The 25,228-nt window shown below is 69.8% G+C and carries 14 protein-coding genes and 2 pseudogenes; 13 read left to right on the top strand and 3 right to left on the bottom strand.

All coding sequences use genetic code 11. The features are described from left to right. The first annotated feature begins 208 nt into the window (after positions 1-208). From BEN78_01885 to BEN78_01855, 7 genes and pseudogenes are all read left to right on the top strand, one after another. Positions 209-1,419 (top strand): annotated as a pseudogene (locus BEN78_01885) (MFS transporter). Then, positions 1,416-2,600, top strand: coding sequence for an isochorismate synthase (locus BEN78_01880; protein ID ASR42334.1), 1,185 nt, complete (start codon positions 1,416-1,418; stop codon positions 2,598-2,600). Before BEN78_01885 ends, BEN78_01880 begins: the two are co-directional and overlap by 4 nt. Positions 2,601-2,616: 16 nt before the next feature. Further along, on the top strand, positions 2,617-4,263 hold the full coding sequence (gene entE, locus BEN78_01875) for a 2,3-dihydroxybenzoate-AMP ligase (GenBank protein ASR44840.1): 1,647 nt from the start codon (positions 2,617-2,619) through the stop codon (positions 4,261-4,263). Between the two features lie 619 nt (positions 4,264-4,882). Continuing rightward, on the top strand, positions 4,883-5,518 hold the full coding sequence (locus BEN78_01870) for a hypothetical protein (GenBank protein ASR42333.1): 636 nt from the start codon (positions 4,883-4,885) through the stop codon (positions 5,516-5,518). Next, the gene (locus BEN78_01865) at positions 5,515-5,760 is read left to right on the top strand and encodes a phosphopantetheine-binding protein (GenBank protein ID ASR42332.1); all 246 of its coding nucleotides are present in this window, start codon (positions 5,515-5,517) and stop codon (positions 5,758-5,760) included. Before BEN78_01870 ends, BEN78_01865 begins: the two co-directional genes overlap by 4 nt. Before the next feature lie 2,234 nt (positions 5,761-7,994). Beyond that, positions 7,995-10,153 (top strand): annotated as a pseudogene (locus BEN78_01860) (non-ribosomal peptide synthetase). A gap of 86 nt (positions 10,154-10,239) precedes the next feature. After that, positions 10,240-11,010, top strand: a complete 771-nt coding sequence (locus BEN78_01855; protein ID ASR42331.1) for a 2,3-dihydro-2,3-dihydroxybenzoate dehydrogenase — start codon at positions 10,240-10,242, stop codon at positions 11,008-11,010. A gap of 35 nt (positions 11,011-11,045) precedes the next feature. Here BEN78_01855 and BEN78_01850 read toward each other — a convergent pair whose 3' ends face one another. Together BEN78_01850 and BEN78_01845 are read right to left on the bottom strand one after the other, a co-directional pair. Further along, on the bottom strand, positions 11,046-13,763 hold the full coding sequence (locus tag BEN78_01850) for an alpha-1,6-glucosidase (GenBank protein ID ASR44839.1): 2,718 nt from the start codon (positions 13,761-13,763) through the stop codon (positions 11,046-11,048). Positions 13,764-13,786: 23 nt separating this feature from the next. Then, positions 13,787-15,406, bottom strand: a complete 1,620-nt coding sequence (locus tag BEN78_01845) for an alpha-glucosidase (GenBank protein ASR42330.1) — start codon at positions 15,404-15,406, stop codon at positions 13,787-13,789. A 195-nt stretch (positions 15,407-15,601) separates the two neighbouring features. Between BEN78_01845 and BEN78_01840 the strand changes: the two genes are divergently transcribed. The 4 genes from BEN78_01840 (at position 15,602) to BEN78_01825 (ending at position 21,167) form a co-directional block, all read left to right on the top strand. After that, positions 15,602-17,080, top strand: a complete 1,479-nt coding sequence (locus BEN78_01840) for an MFS transporter (GenBank protein ASR42329.1) — start codon at positions 15,602-15,604, stop codon at positions 17,078-17,080. A gap of 148 nt (positions 17,081-17,228) precedes the next feature. Further along, positions 17,229-18,860, top strand: a complete 1,632-nt coding sequence (locus BEN78_01835) for a cyclomaltodextrin glucanotransferase (protein ID ASR42328.1) — start codon at positions 17,229-17,231, stop codon at positions 18,858-18,860. Positions 18,861-18,981: 121 nt separating this feature from the next. Further along, positions 18,982-20,394 (top strand): oxygen-independent coproporphyrinogen III oxidase, encoded by a 1,413-nt coding sequence (locus tag BEN78_01830; protein ASR42327.1) that lies wholly within the window; start codon positions 18,982-18,984, stop codon positions 20,392-20,394. A gap of 23 nt (positions 20,395-20,417) precedes the next feature. Further along, the gene (locus BEN78_01825) at positions 20,418-21,167 is read left to right on the top strand and encodes a transcriptional regulator (protein ID ASR42326.1); all 750 of its coding nucleotides are present in this window, start codon (positions 20,418-20,420) and stop codon (positions 21,165-21,167) included. Between the two features lie 139 nt (positions 21,168-21,306). Here the strand turns inward: BEN78_01825 and BEN78_01820 are convergent, their stop codons facing one another. Then, positions 21,307-21,750 (bottom strand): hypothetical protein, encoded by a 444-nt coding sequence (locus tag BEN78_01820; GenBank protein ASR44838.1) that lies wholly within the window; start codon positions 21,748-21,750, stop codon positions 21,307-21,309. A gap of 310 nt (positions 21,751-22,060) precedes the next feature. On the opposite strand from BEN78_01820, the gene BEN78_01815 reads away from it, so the two are divergent. Both BEN78_01815 and BEN78_01810 read left to right on the top strand, forming a co-directional pair. Continuing rightward, on the top strand, positions 22,061-24,346 hold the full coding sequence (locus BEN78_01815; protein ASR42325.1) for a nitric oxide reductase large subunit: 2,286 nt from the start codon (positions 22,061-22,063) through the stop codon (positions 24,344-24,346). A 325-nt stretch (positions 24,347-24,671) separates the two neighbouring features. Next, a complete protein-coding gene (locus tag BEN78_01810) occupies positions 24,672-25,109 on the top strand; it encodes an acetyltransferase (protein ID ASR42324.1) in 438 nt (145 codons plus the stop codon). The last annotated feature ends 119 nt before the right edge of the window (positions 25,110-25,228 follow it).

Below are 25,228 nucleotides of genomic sequence, written 5' to 3'. Positions count from 1 at the left end.
CGGCAGAGCGGCGCGCAGACAGGAATATGAATGATACTTGTTTGCGAACGATTCTCAACAACTCATTCGGCTATGGATCGCAAATGAGAGTTGGTATCATTTGAGCGCGTCGCGCCCCCCGCTTTTGGCGTTGCCGGCCGGCGCGAGGCGACGGATCCGTCGTCCCCGCCCCCTGTCGCCGGCCCGGCCGGTGGATCGAGAGTCGCGCATGTCCGCTGTTCCCGCCTCGCCCCCTCGCGTGCCCGGCCTGTCGGCGCTGGTGTTCACCGCGTTCGCCGGGACGATGGCGATGATGGCCTTCGTCGCCGTCGTCGGCCCGATCGTGCGGTTGCTGGGGCTGGCGGAGTGGCATGCCGGCTTGTCGGTGACCGCGGCCGGCGTGCTGTGGATGCTGTCGGCGCGCCGCTGGGGCGCGCTGAGCGACCGCATCGGACGCCGGCGCGTCCTGCTCGCAGGCCTCATCGGTTACGCCCTGGTCTATATCGCGATGGCGGTGTTCGTCGATCTGGCGTTGCGGCATCCGCCGGCAGTGCTGCTGTCGGTGCTCGCGCTGGTCGCCACGCGTGCGCTGGTCGGACTGTTCTATGCCGCGGTGCCGCCGACCGCCGCGGCGCTGGTCGCCGACGCGGTGCCGCCGGGGGGCGCGGTGCGGTGATGGCGCGGCTGGGCAGCGCCAACGCGGTCGGCATGGTGCTGGGCCCTGCTGCCGCCGGCTGGATCGCCTCCCGCAGCATCGCGCTGGCGCTGTACCTGGCGGCGGCCCTGCCGTTGTTGTCGCTGCTGGTGCTGTGGTGGCGGCTGCCCGCGGCGCCGGTCGCGTCGGCGCCGCGATCGGGCCCGCGCCCGACCATGGCGGTGGCCGATCGCCGCCTGCGCCTGCCGGTCTACGCGGTGTTTGCGGCGATGGTCTCGGTGACGATCGCGCAGGTCGTGGTCGGCTTCTTTGCGATCGACCGGCTGGATCTGTCGCCGACCGACGGCGCGCGCGCGGCCGGGATGTCGCTGACCGCGGTCGGCCTGGGCCTGATGTGTGCCCAGGCGCTGGTGATGCGATTGCGCGCGGTGCCGCCGGCGCGCTGGATCGCGATCGGCGCGCTGATCTCGGCGCTAGGCTTCACTTCGTCGGCGTTGGTGGCCGTGCAATGGCAGTTGTTGCTGGCCTACGGGGTCGCGGCCTTCGGCATGGGGTTTGTGTTTCCGTCGTTCCAGGCGCTGGCGGCCGATTCGGTCGAGGCGCACGAGCAGGGCGCGGCCGCCGGCACCATCGCTTCGGTCCAGGGCCTGGGCATGGTCGTCGGCCCGCTGCTGGGCACGCTGCTCTACCGCGTCTCGCCCAGCGCGCCGTATCTGCTGATCGGCGTCGTGCTGCTGGTGTTGTCCACCGCCGCCGCGCTGCATCCCCGCGAGGCGGCGCGATGACCGAATCGGCGTTCATGGCAGCGCCCGAGGCGATCGTCGGCGACGGCGATGCCACTGCGGCATCGACCTGGTTTCGTCTGCGCGGCCCCGCGCGGCGGATCGCCGCGGAAGGCCGGCAGACAGCGCTGCCTGCGGGGCCGACCTCGACGCTTGGCGCCCGGGTGGCGGCGTTCTTCGCCCAGGTGCGCCACGGGCCGGACGTGCTGGTCGGGGCGCTGCCGTTCGACCCCCACGGCGACGATGCGCTGTACCAGCCTGCAGGCCTGTCGACGGCCGACGATGCGGTGGCAGTTGCGGCCTGGCCGCCGCCGTTGCGCGGGCATGTGGCCGAACCGGCCGCCGATGCCTATGCGACGGCGGTCGCGCGCTGCCTCGACCGCTTGCATGCGGTGGACGCCGCCGCACCGCTGCGCAAGGTCGTACTCGCTCGTAGCCTGCGAATCGATGCCGCATCAATGATCGATCCGCTGGCGCTGGCCTCGCGCCTGGGCGCCGATGCCAGCGTGACCACGTATGTGGCACCGCTGCCGGTGGCCGCGGGCGAGGCACCGGCTTGGTTGGTCGGCGCCACACCCGAACTGCTGGTGTCGCGCCGCGGCCTGGAGGTGGTCTCGCATCCGTTGGCCGGCTCGGCGCGGCGCGCGCGCGATCCGGCCCAGGACACGTGCGCGGCGCAGGCGCTGCTGGCCTCGGCCAAGGACCACGACGAGCACCGGCATGTCGTGGAGGCGATCGTCGATACGCTCGCGCCGCTGTGTAGCAGGTTGCAGGCGCCGTCGACGCCGTCTCTGCACGCAACCGCGACGATGTGGCACCTGGGCACGCGGATCGTCGGCACGTTGAAGGATCCGTCACTGTCCTCGGCCGCGCTGGCCGGCCTGCTGCATCCCACGCCAGCGGTCTGTGGCACGCCGCGCGAGACCGCGCTGGCGGCGATCCGCGCGCTTGAGCCGGTCGATCGCGGGTTCTACGCAGGCGCGGTGGGCTGGACCGATGCCCAGGGCGATGGCGACTGGTACGTGTCCATCCGCTGCGCGCGCGTGCAGGGCCGCACGATGCGCCTGTTCGCCGGTGCAGGTATCGTGCCCGGCTCGCAGCCGGCGCTCGAGGTCGACGAGACCGCGGCCAAGTTCCGCGCGCTGCTCGATGCAGTGGACATCGACGACGTGCGCGCTGCCTGATTCGATCGAGGATGCCATGAGCGACACTTCCGCCCCGCAGCGCCTGCCGCTGCGCCAGGTCTGGCCCGACGAACGGGTCGCGCATTACCGCGCGGCCGGTTACTGGCGCGGCGAGACCTTTCCCGGCTTCCTGCGCGCGCGCGCCGCGGCGCATCCCGATGCGATCGCCGTGGTCGGCGGTGCGGTGCGCTGGACCTATGCGCAGCTGTGGGCCGAGGCCGAGCGCATCGCTGCCGGCTTGCTGGCCCAAGGCCTGGCGCCGGGCGATCGGGTGGTCGTGCAGTTGGGCAATGTGCCCGAGTTCATCGCGGTGGTCTGTGCGCTGTTCCGCGCGCAGCTGGTGCCGGTGTATGCGCTGCCGGCGCACCGGTTGACCGAGGTCGCGCATTTCGCGCGCAAGGCCGAGGCGAGCGCCTACGTCTGCGCGGAGAAGTACGAAGCCTTCGATTACCGCACGCTGGCGCGTGAGTTGCAGCGCGAGGTGCCGGCGGTGCGCCACGTATGTGTGGTCGGTGACGGTGCGGAATTCGTGTCGGTCGCCGCGCTCGACGGCGATCGTGCCGCGCTGCCGGGCGATCCCGATCCGCAATCGGTCGCGTTCCTGCAGATCTCCGGCGGCAGCACCGGGCTGTCGAAGCTGATCCCGCGCACGCACGACGATTACATCTACAGTTTCCGCGCCAGCAACGATATCTGCGGCATCGATCGCGACAGCGTGTATCTGGTCGCGCTGCCGGCTGCGCACAATTTCCCGATGAGCTCGCCGGGCTTCTTCGGCGCGCTGTACGCCGGTGCGCGCGTGGTGCTGAGCCCGGGGCCGGGCCCGGATGTGGCCTTTCCGCTGATCGCGCGCGAGCGCGTGACCTGTGTCGGTCTGGTGCCGCCGCTGGCGCTGCTGTGGGCCGATGCGGCCGGCAAGGCGGCGCACGATCTGTCGAGTCTGCGGGTGGTGCAGGTTGGCGGCGCCAAGCTGGTGCCCGAAGCGGCGCGACGGGTGATCGCGGGATTGGGCTGCACGCTGCAGCAGGTGTTCGGCATGGCCGAGGGCTTGGTCAACTACACCCGGCTCGACGATCCGCACGAGGTCGTGATCCAGACGCAGGGGCGGCCGATCAGTCCCGACGACGAGGTCTTGGTCGTCGATGATCACGGCACGCCGGTGCCGGACGGCGGTACGGGGCATCTGCTCACGCGCGGTCCGTACACGATCCGCGCGTATCACAATGATGCGGCGGCGAATGCGCGGTCGTTCACCGAGGATGGGTGGTACCGCACGGGCGATATGGTCCTGCGGACGGCCGAGGGCAATTTGGTGGTGCAGGGGCGGGCGACCGATCACATCAATCGGGCGGGCGAGAAGATTTCGGCCGAGGAGATCGAGGATCATCTGCTTGCGCATCCGCAGGTGTTCGATGCGGCGGTGGTGTCGATTCCGGACGATTTTCTTGGCGAGCGCAGTTGTGCGTTCGTGATTCCGGGTGAGGTGCGGCCGCGGCCTGCCGAGTTGAAGGCTTGGGTGCGTGGGCGGGGCTTGGCGGCATTCAAAGTGCCGGACCAGATCGTGTTCGTCGATGCGTTCGGCACGACGGCGGTGGGCAAGGTGAGCCGCCGCGAGTTGCGTGCGCAGTTGCGGGCGCGGTTTCTTGCGGAGCAGGGCGCGTGATCAGGGCGCGTATCACCGATGGTGTGCTTGGCGTGGCCGCCGGTCATCCGTTCGTTGTTGCCGCGTTAGTGGGGCATCGGCCTGCTGGCCAGCAGCCGCTTGTCCCTCGGTCAGGGCATCCTGCCCTGACTCGGGCGCGCACCCCCTCCGCTTCGCGGAGCGGTCCGGCCCGGCGCAGCACGCCGGGCGTTCGCCCGCTCGCGCGGCCTGCGCCGCGCAGGCAGAGCGGGCTCACCCCTGGCGCGCTTGGCGCGGCCACCGGCCACCAGTCCGCTGCTGGCAACGTTTCGATGGTGCCTTTGGTGAGCGCGGCACTGTCTTGCGCTTCTGCGTTGGATGGGCATCGGCCTGCTGGCCGGCAGCCGCTTGCCCCTCGGTCAGGGCATCCTGCCCTGACTCGGGCGCGCACCGTCCCTGGCGCGCTTGGCGTGGCCACCGGCCACCAGTCCACTGCTGGCAACCTTTCGATGGTGCCTTCGGATGATCGTGACTTGTGTGAGGTCGGGAAGGTCGCTCTGGCCCCATGCGAAGCCGTCTCCGAAGCAGATCGCCTGGCGTCTGCGAATGAGGCGAGTGCAGAGCGTGCAATCACGACTGCAGAAGGATTGAGCGAGTAGACATGGGGCTTCCGACGATTCCTGCATACCCGTTGCCGACGGCGGCCGAACTGCCGGCCGCGCGTGGGCCGTGGGTGCCCGAGACCGGCCGCGTCGCGTTGCTGGTGCACGACATGCAGCGCTATTTCCTGGCGGCCTACGAGGCGCAGGCGGCGCCGATCGCGCCGGCGATCGCGCACATCGCGCGGTTGCTGGCACATGCGCGCAGTCGGGGCATTCCGGTGTTCTACACCGCGCAGCGCGGCAATCAGGATCGGCGCGATCGTGGGTTGCAGGCCGATCTGTGGGGCCCGGGCATGCGCGCGACGCCCGAGCACGAGACGATCGTCGACGCGCTCGCACCGGTCGATGGCGACCATGTGCTGGTCAAGCATCGCTACAGCGCGTTCCAGCGCAGCAATCTCGAGACGATGATGCGGGCGCGCGGTCGCGACCAACTGTTGATCACCGGCGTCTACGCCCACATCGGCGTGCTTTCGACGGCGACCGAGGCGTTCCAGCGCGACATCCAGACGTTCGTCGCCGCCGATGCCCTCGCTGATTTCACCCGCGCCGACCACGATATGGCGCTGCACTGGATCGCGCGCACCTGCGGCGTTCCACTGACCACCGACCAGATTCTGGAGCTGTTGCCATGAGCGATCCCCTGACCCTGGCGCGCATGCGCGCCGACATCGCCCGGCAGTTGGGCGAGGCGCCGGAGGACATCGGCGATGACGACAATCTGATGGACCTGGGCCTGGACTCGATGCGCGTGCTCGGGTTGGTGATGAAGTGGGGCGAGTCCGGCCTGCCGCTGGAGTTCTCGCATCTGGCCGAGCACACCACGCTGGCCGGTTGGTGGCGCGTGGTGCAGGACCTGCAGCAGAAGCGCGTCTGATGGCCGAGGCGGTGGAGGCGTCCGTGGTGTCGGTGTCTGGCGATTGGCCGCTGACCCAGGCGCAGTCGGGTCTGTGGTACGCGCAGCGGTTGGCGCCGGACAATCCAGCGTTCAACACCGCGCATGCGCTGTGGATCGATGGGCCGCTGGACGTGGCCGCGTTCGTGCGCGCGGCCGAGCAAGCCGCAGCCGAGGCACCGGCGCTGTCGCTGCGCATGCGCGATACCGCCGGTGGCCCGCGGATGGGCATCGATTCCGAGCATCTGCCTCTACTGGAGGTCGTCGATCTGTCGCACGTAGACGCGCCCGAACGCGCTGCTTCGGCGGCGATGGCGCGCGATCGCGATACGCCGGTCGATCCGACGCGCGACCGGCTGGCGCTGCAGCGGTTGTACGCGCTCGGCGATCGGCGTTTCGTCTGGTACCTGCGCGTGCACCACCTGGCCACCGACGGCTACGGCATGGCGCTGCTGACCGAGCGTGTGCTGGCCCTGTACGGGGCGGCGTGCGGCGAGGCGGATGCGGGCGCGCCGTTTGCGCCGCTCGAGGGTGCGATCGCCGAGGACGCGGCCTACGCGGCCTCGGACAAATGCCGCCAGGACGCTGCCTATTGGCGCCAGACGCTGGCCGGCATGCCGGCGGTCTCCGGCCTCGACGCGGGCTTCGCGCCGGCCGCGCATGGTTGTCATCGGCTGAGCGTCGGCCTCGATGCCGAGTTGCGTGCCGACCTGCTCGCGCTTGCGCAGCGGCTCGAACAGCCCTGGCCGGACGTGCTGACCGCGCTGGCCGCCGAGTACTGCCGGCGCATGGCCGGACAGGCCGAAGCGGTGGTTGGGGTGCCGTATATGGGCCGGCTGGGCAACGCGAGCGCGCGGGTGCCGGCGATGGTCATGAACGTGCTGCCATTGCGCGTGCCGGCGATGCCCGGCACCTCGCTGGCCGACTTCGTGCAGGCGACTGCGCGCGCACTGGTGCGCGGTCGACGCCACGGCCGCTACCGCGGTGAGCAGTTGCGCCGTGATCTCGGCCTGATCGGCGGCCACCGCCGGCTGCATGGCCCGCTGGTCAACGTGCAGCCGTTCTACCGCCCGCCGCGGTTGCATGGCGCGCAGGTGCGGCTGGAGATCCTGGGCACCGGGCCGATCGACGATGTGACGATCGGCTTTCGTGGCGACGGGGCGACCGCGCTCGAGCTTGAGTTCGAAGCCAATCCGACCCTGTACAGCGCCGACGACATCGCCGCGCACGCGCAGCGGCTGCTGGCGTTTCTCGCCGCGGCCTGCACCGCCGACGGCATCGATGACATCCCATTGGCGACACCGGACGAGGCGCGGCGCGCGCTGGTGGACTTCAACACGACCGCGCACCCGCTGCCCGACACCACGCTGGCGGCATTGATCGAGGCGGCGATGACGGCGACGCCGGATGCGCCGGCACTGGCCTTCGGCGACACGACGCTGCGCTACGCCGAACTCGATCGCCGGACCCGTGCCCTGGCGCGGGCATTGCAGGCACGCGGGCTGGGCCGCGAAGGCGTCGTCGCTGTCGCGCTGCCGCGTTCGCTGGACCTCGTCATCGCCCTGGTTGCGGTGCTGCGCGCTGGCGGCGCCTACCTGCCGCTCGACCTGGCGCACCCGGACGATCGGCTCGCTCGCATTCTGCGTTCGGCGCAACCGCTCTGCGTGCTGGCCGCATGCGACACGGCGGGCCGCTGGCCCAGCGACGTGCCGCTGTTCGCGCCGGACGACTGGCCGATGGCCAGCACGACAGAAGTCGAGCCCTCCCCCGCAGGCGGGGGAGATGAGGGTTTCCGGATGCTGGCGCCGACCGCAGCGATCAAGCCCTCCCCCGCGAGCGGGGGAGGATTGGGTGGGGGCGAACGCCGCAGCGCGCCCGGCCCCCACCCGTCGCCTACGGCGCCGACCTCCCCCGCAGGCGGGGGAGGTGGGGCTTCCCGGTTGATGGCGCCGACCGCAGCGATCGAGCCCTCCCCCGCAAGCGGGGGAGGGTTGGGTGGGGGCGAACGCCGCAGCGCGCGCGGCCCCCACCCGTCGCCTACGGCGCCGACCTCCCCCGCAGGCGGAGGAGGTGGGGCTTCCCGGATGCCGGCGACGACTGCAGCGATCGGACCCTCCGCGACAGGCGGGGGAGGTGGGGCTTCGCGATTGATGGCGACGACCGCAGCGATCAAGCCCTCCCCGCGGGCGGGGGAGGGTTGGGTGGGGGCGGACGCCTCGACGCGCCGTTCGTGTCGCCCGCACAGCCGGGCGATGCGGCCTATGTGATCTATACCTCGGGCTCGACCGGCGAGCCGAAGGGCGTTGTCGTCGAGCACCGCGCGATCGTCAATCGCCTGGAATGGATGCGCACGCACTATCGTATCGATGCGTCCGATCGCATCCTGCAGAAGACGCCGGCGACCTTCGATGTCTCGGTCTGGGAGTTCTTCCTGCCATTGATCGCCGGCGCGGTACTCGATGTCGCGCCGCCGGATGCGCATCGCGATCCGGTCGCGCTGGCCCGGCTCATCCGCGAGCGCGGCATCACCACGCTGCATTTCGTGCCGTCGATGCTGGCCGCATTTCTGGCGGTGCCCGATGCCGACGGCTTGGCCGTGCGCCGCGTGTTCTGCAGCGGCGAGGCGCTGGATGCCGAGCTGCGCGATCGCTTCCACCGCAGCGTGCGTGCCGAGTTGCACAATCTCTACGGGCCGACCGAGGCCGCGGTCGATGTGAGTTTCTGGCCGGCCGGCGCCGACGACACCTCGCGCCCGGTGCCGATCGGCTTCCCGGTCTGGAATACGCAGCTGTATGTGCTCGATGCGCGCATGCGCCCGCTGCCGCCCGGCGTCGTCGGTGACCTGTACCTGGGCGGTGTGCAGCTCGCGCGCGGCTATCTCGGCCGCGACGACCTGACCGCCGAGCGGTTCATCGCCGATCCGCACCGGCGCGGCGGGCGTCTGTACCGCACCGGTGACCTCGCGCGCTGGCGCGCCGATGGCGCCGTCGAGTTCCTCGGCCGCAGCGACCACCAGGTCAAGTTGCGCGGGCTGCGTATCGAACTGGGCGAGATCGAGGCGGCGATCGTCGCCAGCGGGCAGGCCGCGCAGGCGGCGGTGATCGTCCGCGAAGACCGCGCTGGCGACCGACGCCTGGTCGGCTATCTGCAGCCGGTCGACGCCGGTGTGTTCGATGCCGAGGCGCTGCGCACGGCTGTCGCCGCGCAGGTGCCCGACTACATGGTGCCGGCCGCTTTCGTGGCGCTGGACACCTGGCCGGTCACCGCCAACGGCAAGCTCGACCGCGACGCGCTGCCGGCGCCGGCGTTCGATGTCGGGGCGTTCGTGGCGCCGCGCACGCCGACCGAGGCCGCGGTCGCCGAGTTGTTCGCGCAGGCGCTGGGCGTCGCGCGTGTCGGCGGCGATGGCGACTTCTTCGCGCTGGGCGGCGATTCGTTGTCCGCGGTGCACCTGCTGCTGGCGATCCAGCGCCAGTTCGGTCGCGATCCAGGCCTGGGCGCGCTGTTCGCGACGCCGACGGTGGCCGGCATCGCCGCGCTGCTCGATGCCGACGCCGCCACGCCCGACCACGGCCTCGGCCCGACGATCGCGCTGGCACGCGGCGACGAGGCGTCCACGCGTGCGCCCCTGTTCGTCGTGCATCCGGCCGGTGGCATCGCGTGGTGCTACCGGGAGCTGGCGCGCGCGCTGCGCCCGCGGCGCGACGTCCACGGCCTGCAATCGCCGGCGCTGGACCTGGCGCAGCCGCTGCCCGACAGCATCGATGCGTTGGCCGAGGACTATGCCCGCCGCGTCGCCGCGTTGCAGCCGACCGGCCCGCTGCACCTGCTTGGCTGGTCGGTCGGCGGCATCCTCGCCCAGGCGATGGCGGTGCGCCTGCGTGCGCTCGGCCGCGAGGTCGGCCTGCTCGCATTGCTCGATGCCTATCCCAGCGAGTGCTGGCGCGCCGAGCCCGAGCCCGACGCCGTCGATGCGCTCCGGGCGCTGCTGGCGATCGCCGGCTACGACCCGGACCGCCATCCCGAGTTGCGCAGCCGCGAAGCGATCGTCGAGTTCCTGCGCCGCGGCGACAGCGCGCTCGGCAATCTCCCGGGCCACGTGCTCGATGGCGTGGTGCGCGCGGTCGTCGACACCAATCGGCTTGTGCGGCTGCACCACCACACGCGGTACGACGGCACACTGCTGCATGTGCGTGCCGGCCTCGACCATGTCGATCGGCCGCAGCTGCAGTCGGCGTTGTGGCAGGCGCATGCGGCGCGGGTCGAGGCGGTCGAGCTGCCGTTCCGGCACGGCGAGTTGACCGGTCGCGACGCGACCGCGGCGATCGCGCCGCTGCTCGATACGCGGCTGGCGGCATTCGACCTACATCCCTGAGCGCGACGTGCGATGCGCCGGACGCGCGTTGAAGCGTCAGGCCACATCGTACGACCGCGTCCACGAACCCCATTGCGGAGACTCTCATGCAACTCACAGGATTCGAAGGCCGGATCGCGCTGGTGACCGGCGCGGCCGGCGGCATCGGCGCAGCGGTCGTGGACTTGCTGCGGGCCAGCGGCGCGACGGTGATCGCAACCGACGTGCACGCGCCCGAACTCGTCGAGACGACCGGCGTGGTACCGGCCCATGCGTTCGCGCTCGACGTGACCGATGCGGTGGCGGTCGATGCGTTCATCGCGCAGGTGGAGGCCGAGGTCGGACCGATCGACCTCGCCGCGCATGTTGCCGGCGTGCTGTCGACGACCCCGGTGCTGGAGACCAGCGATGCGGAGTGGCGGCGCACGTTCGCGGTCAATGCCGACGGCGTGTTCCACGTCGGTCGCGCGCTTGCCCGGGTCATGGCGCAACGCCGCCGCGGTGCGCTGGTCGTCGTCGGGTCCAACGCCGCAGGCATCCCGCGCCATGCGATGTCGGCCTATGCCGCGTCGAAGGCCGCGGCGACGATGTTCGTGCGCTGTCTGGGACTGGAGCTTGCGCCGCTGGGCATCCGCTGCAACCTCGTCGCACCGGGGTCCACGCGCACGCCGATGCAGACCGGGATGTGGGCCGATGCCCATGGCGAGGCCAGGGTCATCGCCGGTAGTCTGGAGACGTTCAAGAGCGGCATCCCGCTCGGCAAGCTCGCCGAGCCGGTCGACATCGCGCACGCCGCAATGTTCCTGTTGTCCGAGCAGGCCGGCCACATCGCGATGCAGGACCTGTACGTCGACGGCGGCGCGACGCTGCGCGCCTGAGTCGATCGCGCCGCGCCCTCGCGCGCGGCGCGGCGTTACCCTCCGGTCGTGGACGACCCGGACGCGTCCGTTGGCACGACGAAGACGAGCGCCGTGCGCGGCGGCACGGTGAAGCGGCCGCGCGTGGCGTCGATCCTGGCCGATTCGCGCGGGCGCGGATCGGCCGCCTCGGGCGCACGGTGCACCGGATGCAGGGTCCACGCACGCCCGGCAAGCTCGGGCGCATCGAGCGTGCGCGCCTCACTGGCGACGTTGATCGCGTAGAGCACCTCGGCAAAGCCGGCATCGGCCAGACCGCGGCCGTCCATGTGACCGGCGACGAGCTCGGGGTCGGCATCGGCGCCGGGGAAACGCAGGCGGGCCTGGACCTGTGCAGCGTCGGGCAGCCGGAACAGCGGCGTGCTGGCGCGGATGCGCAGCAGGTCCAGGCTCATGTCGCGCGTGCGCAACACATCGCCTTGGCCCGGGCGGATGCGCGTCGCATTGGCCAGCAACGGGCGCATCAGCGGCCAGTTGGCGCCGTTGTCGGGGGCCGGCGGCAAGCCGGTGCCGAAGCCGTGGACCGCGCCGGTCCAGTCGATGCGGTTGAACCAGTCGCCCGAGTCGAAGCTGTTGCGGTCCAGCGACTTGGAGCGCAGCAGTTCGACGCCGGCGTGCAGGTAGGCGATGCCTTGGCTGAAAGCGGTGGTGGCGATGGCCAGTACCTGCGCGTGCACGCGCGCCTCGACGTCGGCATCGGCCGGCAGGCGGAACACGTTGATGTCGAACAACGTCTGGTTGTCGTGGTTCTCGACGTAGTTCACGACCTCGGTGGGCTGGGTCGCAAAGCCGGCCGGTTGGCCGGCATAGTCGACCTGCGCGAGCGTGCGGCCGTCGGGCAGCCGGTAGTCGCGCAGCGTACCGGCCAGGCCGACACGGACCAGTTCGGCCTGGCGCCGCAGCAACGCCGCGTCGGCGTGGCCGTGGATCCAGCCACGGTGGGCGTGCAGGGCTGCGCCGCTGTCCGAGGGGCCACCGCCGCGCACCGCGTCGCGCGCCCGGTCACTGAAACTGCCAATGCCGGTGCCGCCCAGCGAGCGCTGCGAGGCCTGCACGAAGCGCGCGCCATCGGCGACCTCGCCGAAGTTCCAGCCTTCGCCCAGCAACGGCACCGGACGTCCAGCGGCAGCGTCCACGCGCGTCTGCAACGCGAGCATCGCCGCACGTGGCTGGTGGCCCATCAGGTCGAAGCGGAACGAATCGATGCGGTAGTGGCGCACCCACAGCTCGGCCGAATCGAGCATGAGCTTGGCCATCATCGCGTGCTCGGTCGCGGTATTGGCGCAGCAGGTCGACTGCGCGACGCGGCCGTCGGCGTCGTAGCGGTGGTAGTAGCCGGGCACGATGCGGTCGAGCACCGACTGTGGGGCCTGGCCCCAGGCGCTGGTGTGGTTGTAGACCACGTCCATGCCCACGCGCAGATCGAGCGCGTGCAGCGCCTGCACCATCTGCCGGAACTCGAGGATGCGCGCGGCCGGGTCCGTCGCGTCGCTGGCAAAACTGCCTTCGGGCGCATTGAAGTGCAGCGGGTCGTAGCCCCAGTTGAAGCAGTCCTGTGCCGCGACCGCCATCACCGCGGCCTGCTGCGCAGTGCTGTCGGGTGCTGCATCGGGCACTTTGGGCGTGACGCAGCCGACCTCCGGTACCGTGGCCAGATCGAACACCGGCAGCAGATGCACATCGGTCACGCCGTCCGCGCGCAGCCTGCGCAGGTGGCGCACGCCGTGCGAGTCGGCCTGTGCGAAGGCGGCATAGCGGCCGCGTTGGGCTGGCGGCACGCTGACGTCGTCGCGCGAGAAGTCGCGCACGTGCAACTCATAGACCACCTGGTCGGTCGCGGCGCGGAGCGAGGGCGCGGCGTGCGCGTCCCAGCCCTCGGGCTTGAGCGCGGGCGCGTCGAGGTCGAACACGACGCTGCGCCGCGAGTCGGCCGTCAGTGCGACCGAGTAAGGATCGGTGACGCGGTTGCGGACGACACCGGTGCCCGGCACGAACACGTCGACCAGCCACAGGTAGGCGTGGCCCGACAGGTCGCCAGGGACCACCGTGGCCCAACTGCCGGTCGTGGCGTCGCGCTCGAGCGTGCGAACCGCGGCGGCTGGTGCGTCGGCATCGTCGTAGAGGCACAGCGCGACCGACTGCGCTGTGGGCGCCCACAGTCGGAACGTGGTCTCGGCGGGGCGGGGCAATGCACCGAGGTCGGACAGCGTAGTCGCGGCAGCATAAAAGTCGTCGAGAGCGCCGGCGTGCTGGAGGGCGGTCGCGTCGAGCACGCGGCCATGCGTGTCTTCGTGCACCAGCAGTAGTTGGCTGCGATGCAGCATCGATAGCGTGGCGTCGTCCGCGTCGGTCTGCAGCGTGACGCCATCGCCGACGAAGCCGAAGCGCTCGGCCAGTGCCGCAGGCACCGGGGCCGCACGAACCTGGAGATCGAGTGCGCCGTCGTCGCCCTGTACGGTCGCGCCCGGCCGTACGGCCAGCGTGGCGTCCGCAGCGTAATACAGCCGGAAGCGCGTATCGGGTGCGGCGGCGGTCCCGGGCCAGCGCAGCAGATGGCGGTCGAGCCAGTGGGCGCGCGCGTGATCGGGCAGCGCGCCGGCCTGGACGGGGTGCAGCGTGCGCGCGAAGCCGGGCGCGTCGCAGTCGGCCAATGCGCCCGGGGTAGCGAGGGCGCCGCCGCAGGCCAGCAGGCCGATGGCGAGCGCTCCAGGCAGCGCGGTGAGCGACAGGCGCACCGTCAGTCCACCGCGGCGAACAGCGCCGCGTGCGGCGGCAGGCGGACGCGGCCGCCATCGAGGTTGCCGGCCCGCAGGCCATGGCCGTCTAGCACACGCAGGAGCGCGAGCTCGGCGGGCAGCGTCCAGTCGACTGTATCGCCCGACAGGTTGAACACGGCCAGCACGCGGTCGTCGCCGTCGCCGCGTACGAAGGCCAGCATCGGCGCCGGCGCATCGACGAAACGCTGGGCGCCGGCGACCAGCGCCGGCTGGCCGCGGCGCCAGTGCAGGAAGCGGCGCACGGTGGCGAGCACCGAGCCGTCGTCGCGCGATTGCGCCTCGACGCTGCGCGCGCGATGCGCGTCGGGGATCGGCAACCACGGCTGTCCGGTGGTGAAGCCGGCACCGGCGTCGGCGGTCCACGGCATCGGCGTGCGGCAGCCGTCGCGGCCCTTGAAGTTCGGCCAGAACGCGATGCCGTAGGGGTCGCGCAGTTGCTCGAACGGCACCTCGGCCTCCGGCAGCCCCAGTTCCTCGCCCTGGTACAGACAGACCGAACCGCGCAGCGCGCAGACCAGGCCGACCAGTTGCCGGGCGAAGTCGTCGCTGGGCTGGGCGCCGCCCCAGCGCGTGACCGCGCGCTGCACGTCGTGGTTGGAGATCGCCCAGCACGGCCAGCCGTCGGTCATCGCCGCTTCCAGGCGTTCGACGGTGTCGCGGATGTAGCCGGCGCTGAAGTCGTCGACCAGCAGCTCGAAGCTGTAACCCATGTGCAGGCGGCCGGCGCTGGTGTATTCGGCGGTGGTCGCCAGCGAATCCTCGGCCGAGATCTCGCCCAGTGCGGCGACATCCGCGTAGCGGTCCATCAAGGCGCGCAGCCGCTCGAGGAAGCCGATGTTCTCCGGCTGGGTGTTGTTGTACCAGTGGTACTGGAAGGCGTACGGGTTGTCGGGCGCAAAGCCGCGGCCCACGCGCAGCGCTTCGGGCTTGGCGGGGTTGTCGCGCAGTTGCGCGTCGTGGAAGCAGAAGTTGATCGAATCGAGCCGGAAGCCGTCGACGCCGCGGTCGAGCCAGAACTGCACATAGTCCAGCGTGGCCTGCTGCACCTGCGGGTTGTGGAAGTTCAGGTCGGGCTGGCTCGACAGGAAGTTGTGCAGGTAGTACTGGCAGCGCCGCGGGTCCCAACGCCAGGCCGGGCCGCCGAAGATCGACAGCCAGTTGTTGGGCGGCGTGCCATCGGGCTTGGCATCGGCCCAGACGTACCAGTCGGCCTTTGGGTTGTCGCGCGATTGCCGGCTCTCCTCGAACCAGGCATGCGCGTCGGAGGTGTGGCTGAAGACCTGGTCGATCATGACCTTCAAGCCCAGCGCGTGCGCCTTGGCCAGCAACGCATCGAAATCGGCCAGGGTGCCGAACATCGGATCGACGTCGCACTGGTCGGCAATGTCGTAGCCGTAGTCGGCCATCGGCGAACGGAAGAACGGCGAGATCCAGATCGCATCCACCCCCAGGCTGGCGACATGCTCCAGCCGGTCGATGATGCCGGGCAGGTCGCCCACACCGTCGCCGTCGCTGTCCATGAAGCTGCGCGGATAGATCTGGTAGATCACCGCGCCCCGCCACCACCTGATGTCGCTCATCGCTCTCTGCCTTCGGTCGCCTTCTGCGGCGCGGTGGGACGGTAGACGATGCCGTGTCGCCTGCGAAAGCGCACCTCCCGGGCCTGTGGCATGAATACGTATGCAGGTCGCCGCCGTCGTGAGCGCGCTCGCTACCATGGCCTGGCCTGCGCACCCTGCGTGGGCGCAGCGGACCTTGGGAGGGGCCTCGCAGCGATGGGCAACCGCAAACCGTCACTGTCGTTCTGGCAGATCTGGAACATGTGCTTCGGCTTTCTGGGCATCCAGTTCGGATTCGCCCTGCAGAACGCCAACGTCAGCCGCATCTTCCAGACGCTCGGCGCCGACATGGAGCAGGTCCCGGGCCTGTGGATCGCCGCCCCGCTGACCGGCCTGCTGGTGCAGCCGGTGATCGGCTACTTCTCCGACCGCACCTGGACGCGGCTGGGCCGCCGTCGCCCGTACTTCCTGTGGGGCGCGCTGTTCTCGACCGCCGCCTTGGCGGTGATGCCGACCTCGCCCGAGCTGTGGATCGCCGCCGGTACGCTCTGGGTGCTCGACGCGTCGCTGAACGTGTCGATGGAACCGTTCCGTGCTTTCGTCGGCGACCAGTTGGCGCCGCGCCAGCGTCCGACCGGCTATGCGATGCAGAGCTTCTTCATCGGCGTCGGCTCAGTGATCGCCAGTGCCCTGCCGTTCGTGCTCGCCAAGGCGGGCGTCGCCAATACCGCCGCGGCGGGCGAGGTGCCCGACACGGTGCGCTATGCGTTCTGGTTCGGCGGCGCGGTGCTGCTGCTGGCCGTGTTGTGGACGGTGCTGCGCACGCGCGAGTACCCGCCCGAGGTGCTGCGCACATTCGACGACGCGACGCCCGAAGGCGCGCTGCCGGCCGCCGGCGCGCCGGTGCCGCCAGCGGGTGGTGGACTCGCCTGGCTGCTGCTCGGCGTGGCCGGCATCGTCGCGGTGGCCACGCTCGGCCTGGACCGCATGCTCTACGTGCTGGCGGGCCTGCCGCTGGGCTACGGCCTGCTGCGGATGGTCGCCGCACGGCTCGCCCCGCAGCGGATGCTGGCCACGATCGCTGCCGACCTGCATGCGATGCCCACGACAATGCGCCAGTTGGCGGTCGTGCAGTTCTTCTCGTGGTTCGGCCTGTTCGCGATGTGGATCTACACCACCGCGGCCGTGGCGCAGACCCACTACGGCAGCAGCGATCCGCAGTCGGCGGCCTACAACGACGGCGCCAACTGGGTCGGCGTGCTGTTCGCCGCTTACAACGGCTTCGCCGCGCTGGCCGCGATCGTGATCCCGTGGCTGGCGCGTCGTGTGGGCCTGCGCGGCGCGCACCTGGTCAACCTGATGCTGGGTGCGCTGGGCCTGCTGTCGATCGCATTCGTCGACGATCCGCGCTGGCTGCTCGCCTCGATGGTCGGTGTCGGCTTCGCCTGGGCCTCGATCCTGTCGCTGCCCTATGCGTTGCTGTCCGACAGCCTGCCGGCCGAGAAGATGGGCGTGTACATGGGCATCTTCAATTTCTTCATCGTGATCCCGCAACTGGTCGCGGTCAGCACGCTGGGCTTTCTGCTCGGGCGCGTGTTCGATGGCGAACCGATGCGCGTGCTGATGCTCGGCGGCGCCAGCCTGGCGCTTGCGGGGCTGTGCGTGCTGCGGGTCTCGCGCCCGCGCGGCGCATGAGCCGCGCGGCGCGACCGGCCGATCTTTCCTCCCGTTCCCACGTCAGGAGCCGCGCGATGCCGCGAACGTCCCCCTTCTGCTCGCCGCGCTGCTGTGTGCCGGCTGCAGCCATGTCGCGACGCGCGATGCGCCCGGCGCATCTGAAACCATGGACCTGTACGGCACGCTCGAGCCGTTCGCCGAGCACGCGGTGTACTTCGTCGTCACCGATCGCTTCGTCAATGGCGATCCGAGCAACGACCACCGAGAGCAGGGCGGGGCGCACCGCACGTTCGACATTCCGGTCCGGTGTCCGGATGGCATCGACGGCAATATCGGCTACCTCGGCGGCGACTTCCGCGGCGTGCTCGACAACGCCGGCTACATCCGTGCCATGGGCTTTGGCGCGGTGTGGATCACGCCGATCGTCGACAATCCCGACGAAGCCTTCACCGGCGGCGACCCGATCTCGTGCAACAGCACGCTGAGCGACCACGGCAAGACCGGCTACCACGGCTACTGGGGGACGAACTTCTACTGGCTCGACGAGCACCTGCCCAGCGCCGATCTCGACTTCCGCGGCTTCACCGACGGCATGCGCGCCGCGGGCCTGAAGACCGTGCTCGACATTGTCGGCAACCACGGCTCGCCATCGTGGACGATGCCCACCGCGCAGCCCGGCTTCGGCCAGATCTTCGATGCGCAGGGCAGGCTGGTCGCCGATCACCAGAATCTACCGCCGCAGCAACTCGATCCGGCGGGCAATCCGCTGCACGCGTTCTACAGCAACGTCGGTCCGGTCGATGCCAAGACCGGTTCGATCTTCGATGGCAACCTCGCCCAGCTCAGTGATTTCGATGCCGCGAACCCCGCGGTCATGGAGTATCTCGCCGGCGCCTACCTGCAGTGGATCGACCAGGGTGCGGATGCCTTTCGGGTCGACACTATTGCCTGGATGCCGCATGCGTTCTGGCGCGAGTTCGCCGAGCGCATCCGCACCCGGCATCCAGGCTTCTTCATGTTCGGCGAGGCGTTCGAGTTCGACGCCAACCGGATCGCCGAGCACACCTGGCCCGGCAATGGCGGCATCAGCGTGCTGGATTTCCCGATGAAACAGGCGATGGACGAGGTCTTCGCCAAGGGCGCGGGCTTCGAGCGTCTGGCATCGTCGCTGCATCTGGAGGGCGGGCCGTACGCGAACCCGTACGAGCTGACGACGTTCTACGACAACCACGACATGCCGCGCATGGACGCCAGCGATGCCGGCTTCATCGACGCGCACAACTGGCTGTTCACGGCGCGCGGGATCCCGGTGATCTACTACGGCTCGGAGACCGGCTTCATGCGCGGCCGTGCCGAGCATGCCGGCAACCGTGCCTACTTCGGTCAGGCGCGCGTCGATGCGGCCGCCGCGCATCCGATCCATGCCGCACTGACCCGGGTGGCGAACCTGCGCCGCACGACCCCGGCACTGCAGCGCGGGTTGCAACTGCAGCTTGAACTCGAGGGCGACCGCGCGGCGTTCTATCGCGTACTCGATGTCGAGGGCCGTGCGCAGATTGCGCTGGTGTTGCTCAACAAGGGCGAGGCGCCGTGGCAGGCCGAAGTGACCCGCTGGCTCGAGCCGGGCACCTGGCACGACGCGCTCGACGGTGGCACGCGTGCGGTGACCGACCGGCTACAGGCCACCGTGCCCGCGCACGGGCTGCGGGTCTTCGTGCTCGACGCGGCGCCTCGCCGCGCCGACCTGCGCGCCCGCCTTCGGCAGGCGATGGACGCCCGTCTCGGCGGGCCGCGCTGATCGGGGCGTCCGGCGCGCCGCCTGCGCGTCTGCTGCTTGTTCAGACTGAATGGGCGTATCCGGTTGATCGGATTGACTTCAGTCAAGGCGGGGGCGACACACTGTCGCGGATACTGCCCGCATGGACACCATCGCTTCCGCCTTTCCGCAGGACTGGCCCTTCGATCCGGACCTGCTGCGTCGCTACGACCGGCCCGGGCCCCGTTACACCTCGTACCCGACCGCGCCGCAGTTCCTGCCCGGCTTCGGCGAGGTCGACTTGCAGGAACTCGCGCGGCGCGGCAATGACGACCCGATCCCGCGCCAGCTGTCGCTGTACGTACACGTGCCGTTCTGCCGCAGCCCCTGCTTCTACTGCGGCTGCAACCGCATCATCACCCGCGATGAGGCGCGCGGGCAGGTGTACCTGGACCGCCTGCATCGCGAGATCGCGATGGTCGCGCCGCTGTTCGATGCCGATCGCGAGGTGGTGCAACTGCACCTGGGCGGCGGCACGCCGAACTTCCTCGGCCCCGGCCAGATCGCCGAGCTGGTCGAAAGCCTCGGCGCGCACTTCCGCTTCAGCCAGGACCCGGCGCGGGATTTCTCGATCGAACTCGACCCGCGCTTCGTCACCCCCGACGACATCGGCCGCCTGGCCGAGATCGGCTTCAACCGGGCCAGTCTCGGCGTGCAGGATTTCGACCCGGTCGTGCAGGCCGCGGTCAACCGCATCCAGAGCGTCGAGCAGACGCTGGAGATCATCGAGGCCAGCCGTCGCTACGGCATGCGCTCGCTCAACGTCGATCTGATCTACGGCCTGCCCAAGCAGACGCTCGAAGGCTTCGGCCGCACGCTCGACACCGTGATGCAGGCGCGCCCCGACCGGCTGGCGATCTACGGCTATGCGCACCTGCCGGACGTGTTCCGGCCGCAGCGCCAGATCGATGCCGCCACGCTGCCGGCGCCCGAGGAGAAGCTCGCGCTGCTGGGCCTGGCGGTCGAAAAGCTGGCGGCGGCCGGCTACCGCTACGTCGGCATGGACCACTTCGCGCTGCCCGACGACGAACTGGCGCGGGCCCAGCGCGAGGGCGGGCTGCACCGCAACTTCATGGGCTACACCACGCACGCGCAGACCGATCTGGTGGGCCTGGGCGTGAGCGCGATCAGCCATGTCGGCGACAGCTTCTCGCAGAACCACCGCGGCCTGACCGAGTGGGAAGCGGCGATCGACGCCGGCACGCTGCCGATCTGGCGCGGCCTGGTGCTCGGCCACGACGACGTGCTGCGCGCCGACCTGATCCAGCGGCTGATGTGCCAGGGTGAGATCGACATCGGGGCGATCGAGCGTGCCTACGACCTCGACTTCGCGGCCTATTTCGCCGGCGAGCTGGCGGCGCTGGCGCCGCTGCAGGCCGATGCCCTGGTCGAGTGCACCCCCACCAGGATCCGGGCGACGTCGCGCGGGCGGCCGTTGCTGCGTATCATCGCGATGTGTTTCGACCGGTACCTGCAGAAGCCGAGTGAGCAGCCTCGCTATTCCCGCACGATCTGACGCCGCGCGTCCGGAGTTCGCCCATGGCCGGCCTTGAGCCGCGACCGCGGCCCAGCCCGATTGCCGACGACGGCGACGAGGTCCGCTTCTGCAGCACCTGTGCGTTCTCCTCGGCGTGTCTGGCCGAGGGCTACGACAAGACCGATCTGCGCGACCTGCATGTGCTGGTCGAGCACGTCGGCCCATTCCGTGAGGGCGACTACGTCTTCCGGGAAGGCGCGCCGTTCAACGCGATCGCCGCGGTCCGCGCCGGTACCATCAAGACCTACGTCATCGATGGCAATGGCCGCGAGCAGGTGCTGGGCTTCTTCCTGCCGGGCGAGGTGATCGGCCTGAACGCGATCCACAGCGCGCGCTACCCCTGCAACGCGGTTGCGCTGGACACCGTGATGCTGTGCCGGTTCTCGTTCCCGATGATGGCCACGCTGGCCGGGCGCATGCCGGGCCTGCAGAAGCATCTGTTCAGTCTGCTCAGTCAGGACATCGGCAAGGCTTCGCTGCTGACCGGCAACTTCAGCGCCGAGGAACGGCTGGCCGCGTTCCTGGTCACGCTCTCGCGCCGTTTCGCCGCGCGCGGCTTCTCGGCCACGCGGCTGCGGCTGATGATGCCGCGCACCGATATCGCCAACTACCTGCGCCTGGCGCCGGAGACGGTCAGCCGGGTGCTGCGGCGGATGCAGGACGACGGCGTGCTGCGCGTGGACCGCCGCGACCTGGAGATCCTGCAGCCGGTGGCGCTGGAGACGCTGGCCCATCACGTGCTGCGCGACTGACTGCTACGGCCAGCCGCATCCACAGGGTCAAGCGGCCAAGGCGCTACCGCAGGCGATATCCTGCAGTCGGCCCGCCGGTTGCGTGTGCGCCGTCGAAGTTCCCGTAGACACGCAGGCACGCAGTCATGCCGCCGGCTGCTCACCAGCTCAGGTGGAACATCAGCTTGGCGAGCAGCACGATGCCGACCATGTGCGCGAACACGCTCAGGTGCAGGCGTTTGAAGGTGGACGCCACCAGGTGGCCGCGCTTGCGCAGGCGCATCGCGAACAGGAAGTGTCCGAACACACCGAGCGCGAGCGCGATCTTGAGCGTCAACAACGTGCCGAAGCTGCTGGACAGCGGCTCGGCGAGCAGTGCGCGGTAGCGCCAGGCCATGCCCAGCCCACTGCCGTAGAGCGCCAGCAACACCCACGGCATCAACCGGCGCGCGCGCGCGCCGATCGCGACCTCGATCTGGTGCATGACGGTGCGCGGGACATGACGACGCACGCCTTCGAGAATCAGCACTTCGAAGAACACGGTGCCGACGAAGACGAAGGCCGCAAGCAGGTGCAGCACGTGGAACAGAGCGTAGTGGCGCATGCTGGGCTCGCATTCGATCGTGACGCGCAGGCCGGATCGGTCGACGTCGGGGAGGGCGCACCCGCACGTGCACGGCGCGAGTGCAGTTGCATCATCGGCAAGGCGCAGCGCTGGGCCAATGACATGGATCAACCCGGTCGCTGTCTGCGTCTTTGGGGATATCTGCAGTGGGGTCGCCGCCGCGTTTCGTGTGTCGCGGCGCGCACTTCCAGCGCGCCGTCAGGCGCATTTCACGCGTGCTTGACACAGGTCAAGGTTGCCCGGGCAGGGCTGGCCGACGATGCCGCGGACCCCGAAAGAGACCAGTGCCATGAGTTCGACACGCAAGTTATGGATAGGGCTGACCGCCCTGTTGCTCGCATCCTTCGCGGTGCTGTTATGGGTGGGCAGCGAGGTCCACCGCAAAGCCCCGCCGATGCCCGACAAGGTGGTCACTGTCGATGGCGAGGTATTGTTCACCCGCGCCGACATCGAGACCGGCCGGCAGGTGTGGCAATCGATCGGCGGACAGCAGTTGGGCTCGATCTGGGGCCATGGTGCCTATGTCGCCCCCGACTGGGGCGCGGACTGGCTGCACCGCGAAGCCGAAGCCGTGCTGGACCTGTGGGCACGCCGCGAGCATGGCGTCGACAGCTACAAGCAGCTCGACGAGCCGACCCAGGCCGCCTACGCCAAGCGCGTGCAGGCGCTGCTGCGCCGCAATACCTGGGACGAAAGCGCGGGCACCATCACCATCGAGCGCGATCGTGCCGAGGCGATGGCGCTGGTCGGCGCGCACTACATCGACCTGTTCGGCAACGAGCCGGCTACCGCGGAGTTGCGCGAAGCCTACGCGATGCGCAACGACACGGTGCCCGATGCCGCACACCGCAAGGCGATGACCGGCTTCTTCTGGTGGGCGGCCTGGTCGTCGGTGACCGAGCGTCCCGATGACGTGATCAGCTACACCGCCAACTGGCCCGCCGACGAACTGGTCGGCAACACCCCGCCGCCCAGCGCCTTCCTGTGGACGGTCTTCAGTGTGCTGTTCTTGATCGCCGGTGTCGCGCTGCTGGGCTGGCACTACGCGGTCAACCATGGCGACGAGATGGTGCCCGAGCTGCCGCGGACCGATCCGCTGGCCTCGATCCGCATCACCCCGTCGATGCGCGCGAGCGCCAAGTACTTCTGGATCGTGATTGCGTTGTTCCTGGTGCAGATCCTGCTCGGCGCAACGACCGCGCATTACCAGGTCGAGGGCCAGGAGGCCTACGGGTTCGCGCTGGCCGACATCCTGCCGTACTCGCTGACGCGCACCTGGCACACACAGCTCGCGGTGCTGTGGATCGCCACCGCCTGGCTCGGCATGGGGCTGTACATCGCGCCGGCGATCTCGGGCCATGAGCCGAAGTTCCAGCGTCTGGGCGTCAACGTGCTGTGGATCTGCCTGATCACGATCGTGGTCGGTTCGTTCACCGGCCAGTGGTTTGCGGTGATGCAGAAGATGGGTCTGGCGCACAACTTCTGGTTCGGTCACCAGGGGTGGGAATACGTCGATCTTGGCCGCTTCTGGCAGTGGTTCCTGTTCATCGGCCTGATCCTGTGGTTGACGCTGGTCGGCCGCGCGCTGTGGCCGGCGATCCGCCACGGCGGCGAATCGCGCTCGATCGTCAGCCTGCTGTTCCTGTCGGTCGTGGCGATCGGCGTGTTCTACGCTGCGGGCCTGATGTGGGGCGAGCACACGCACCTGTCGATGGTCGAGTACTGGCGTTGGTGGGTCGTGCACCTGTGGGTGGAAGGCTTCTTCGAGGTGTTCGCGGTGGCGGTGATCGCCTTCCTGTTCACCCGCCTGGGCCTGCTGCAGGTGCGCACCGCCACGATCGCGGTGCTGTTCGCCACGGTCGTGTTCATGGCTGGCGGCGTGCTGGGCACATTGCACCATCTGTACTTCGCCGGCACGCCCACCTCGGTGATCGCGCTGGGCGCGAGCTTCTCTGCGCTCGAAGTGGTGCCGCTGGCCTATGTCGGATTCGAGGCCTACCAGAGCTATCGACTGGGCCGCTCGACGCCGTGGATGCAGCGCTACAAGTGGCCGATCATGTTCTTCATCGCAGTGGCGTTCTGGAACCTCGTCGGTGCGGGCCTGTTCGGGTTCCTGATCAACCCGCCGCTGCCGCTGTACTACATGCAGGGCCTCAACCTGACGGCCAACCATGGCCACACTGCACTGTTCGGTGTCTACGGCATGCTCGGCATCGGCCTGATGCTGTTCTGCCTGCGCGGCCTGAAGCCGGGCGTGGAATGGAACGAGCGCGCGCTGAAGGTTTCGTTCTGGTCGCTCAACATCGGACTGGCAGGCATGTCGGCGTTCACGCTGCTGCCGCTGGGCATCCTGCAGCTCAACGCAGTGCTCGATCATGGCTACTGGTACGCACGCTCGGCGGAGTTCATGCAGCAGCCGCTGGTGGAGATGCTGGTGTGGATGCGCGTTCCGGCCGACACGCTCTTCAGCGTGGGCGCGCTGGCACTGGCCTGGTTCGTCCTGCGCCTGTGGATCGCGCCCAAGCAGGCGTCTGTGCCTGTGAACGCCGCAGGTATCGCCGCCGCCAAGCGCTGATTCCACTGATCTGTTGCACCGACCGGGGCCGCCACGCGGCCCCGGTTCTTTTTGGGGCCAGCGTGATCCAGTCGGCAGGGACCGCCAGCCGCATTGCGTGTCGTCGGCCCCAGAAGGTCGGCAGCGCACTCGCGGCCCAAGCGCGGGGCGGGCATCACTCCTGGATGGGCAACCGCGGCATACGGGCCCTCGACCCCGGCCACTGCATGGCGGCCGCCTCCACGTTCGGCTCTCGGCCTCGTCAGACTGTGCAGGCGCCATCACGGTTCCGGTGCGGCGAGGCCGCGGGCACACTATCGTTTCCATCCTGGCCGTGACGTTCCATATGCCCCACCTTCGTCCTGCTCGGATCGAGGAAGGCGCCGAGCTGGTCGAGCTCTGGCGCCGCTCGGTCGACGCCACCCATGATTTCCTCAGCGCACAGGACCGCCGCGCCATCGACGCCGAGGTTGCCGCCATGCTGCCGCACGCGCCGCTGCTGGTCGCCGCCGATGCCCAGGACCGGCCAGTGGGTTTCATGTTACTGGACGGTCACCATATGGACGCACTCTTCATCGATCCTGTTGCGCGCGGTACCGGTGTCGGTCGGTTGCTGGTCGAGCATGCGCTGGCCCGACATCCCGGGCTGAGTACCGACGTCAATGCACAGAATGCGCAGGCGCTCGGGTTCTATCTGCGGATGGGCTTTGTCGAGGTCGGGCGTTCGGCGCACGACGCGCAGGGGCGGCCCTATCCGTTGATCCACCTGCGCCACGGCGGCTGAGCCGCGGTCATGCCTCGCCACGTCATCACCCTGTTGCAGCGTCGTACCGTGGAATGGGGTGTTGCACGCGGCCTTGAAGCGCGGTAGTGGCCGGTGGGAGATCGCGGTCGCGTGGCCCT

Origin of the sequence: Xanthomonas citri pv. mangiferaeindicae, from assembly GCA_002240395.1 — a bacterium.
GTDB lineage: Bacteria > Pseudomonadota > Gammaproteobacteria > Xanthomonadales > Xanthomonadaceae > Luteimonas > Luteimonas citri_A.
The sequence above is the reverse complement of the archived record's forward strand: the minus strand, read 5'-3'. Positions and strand labels throughout refer to the sequence as shown.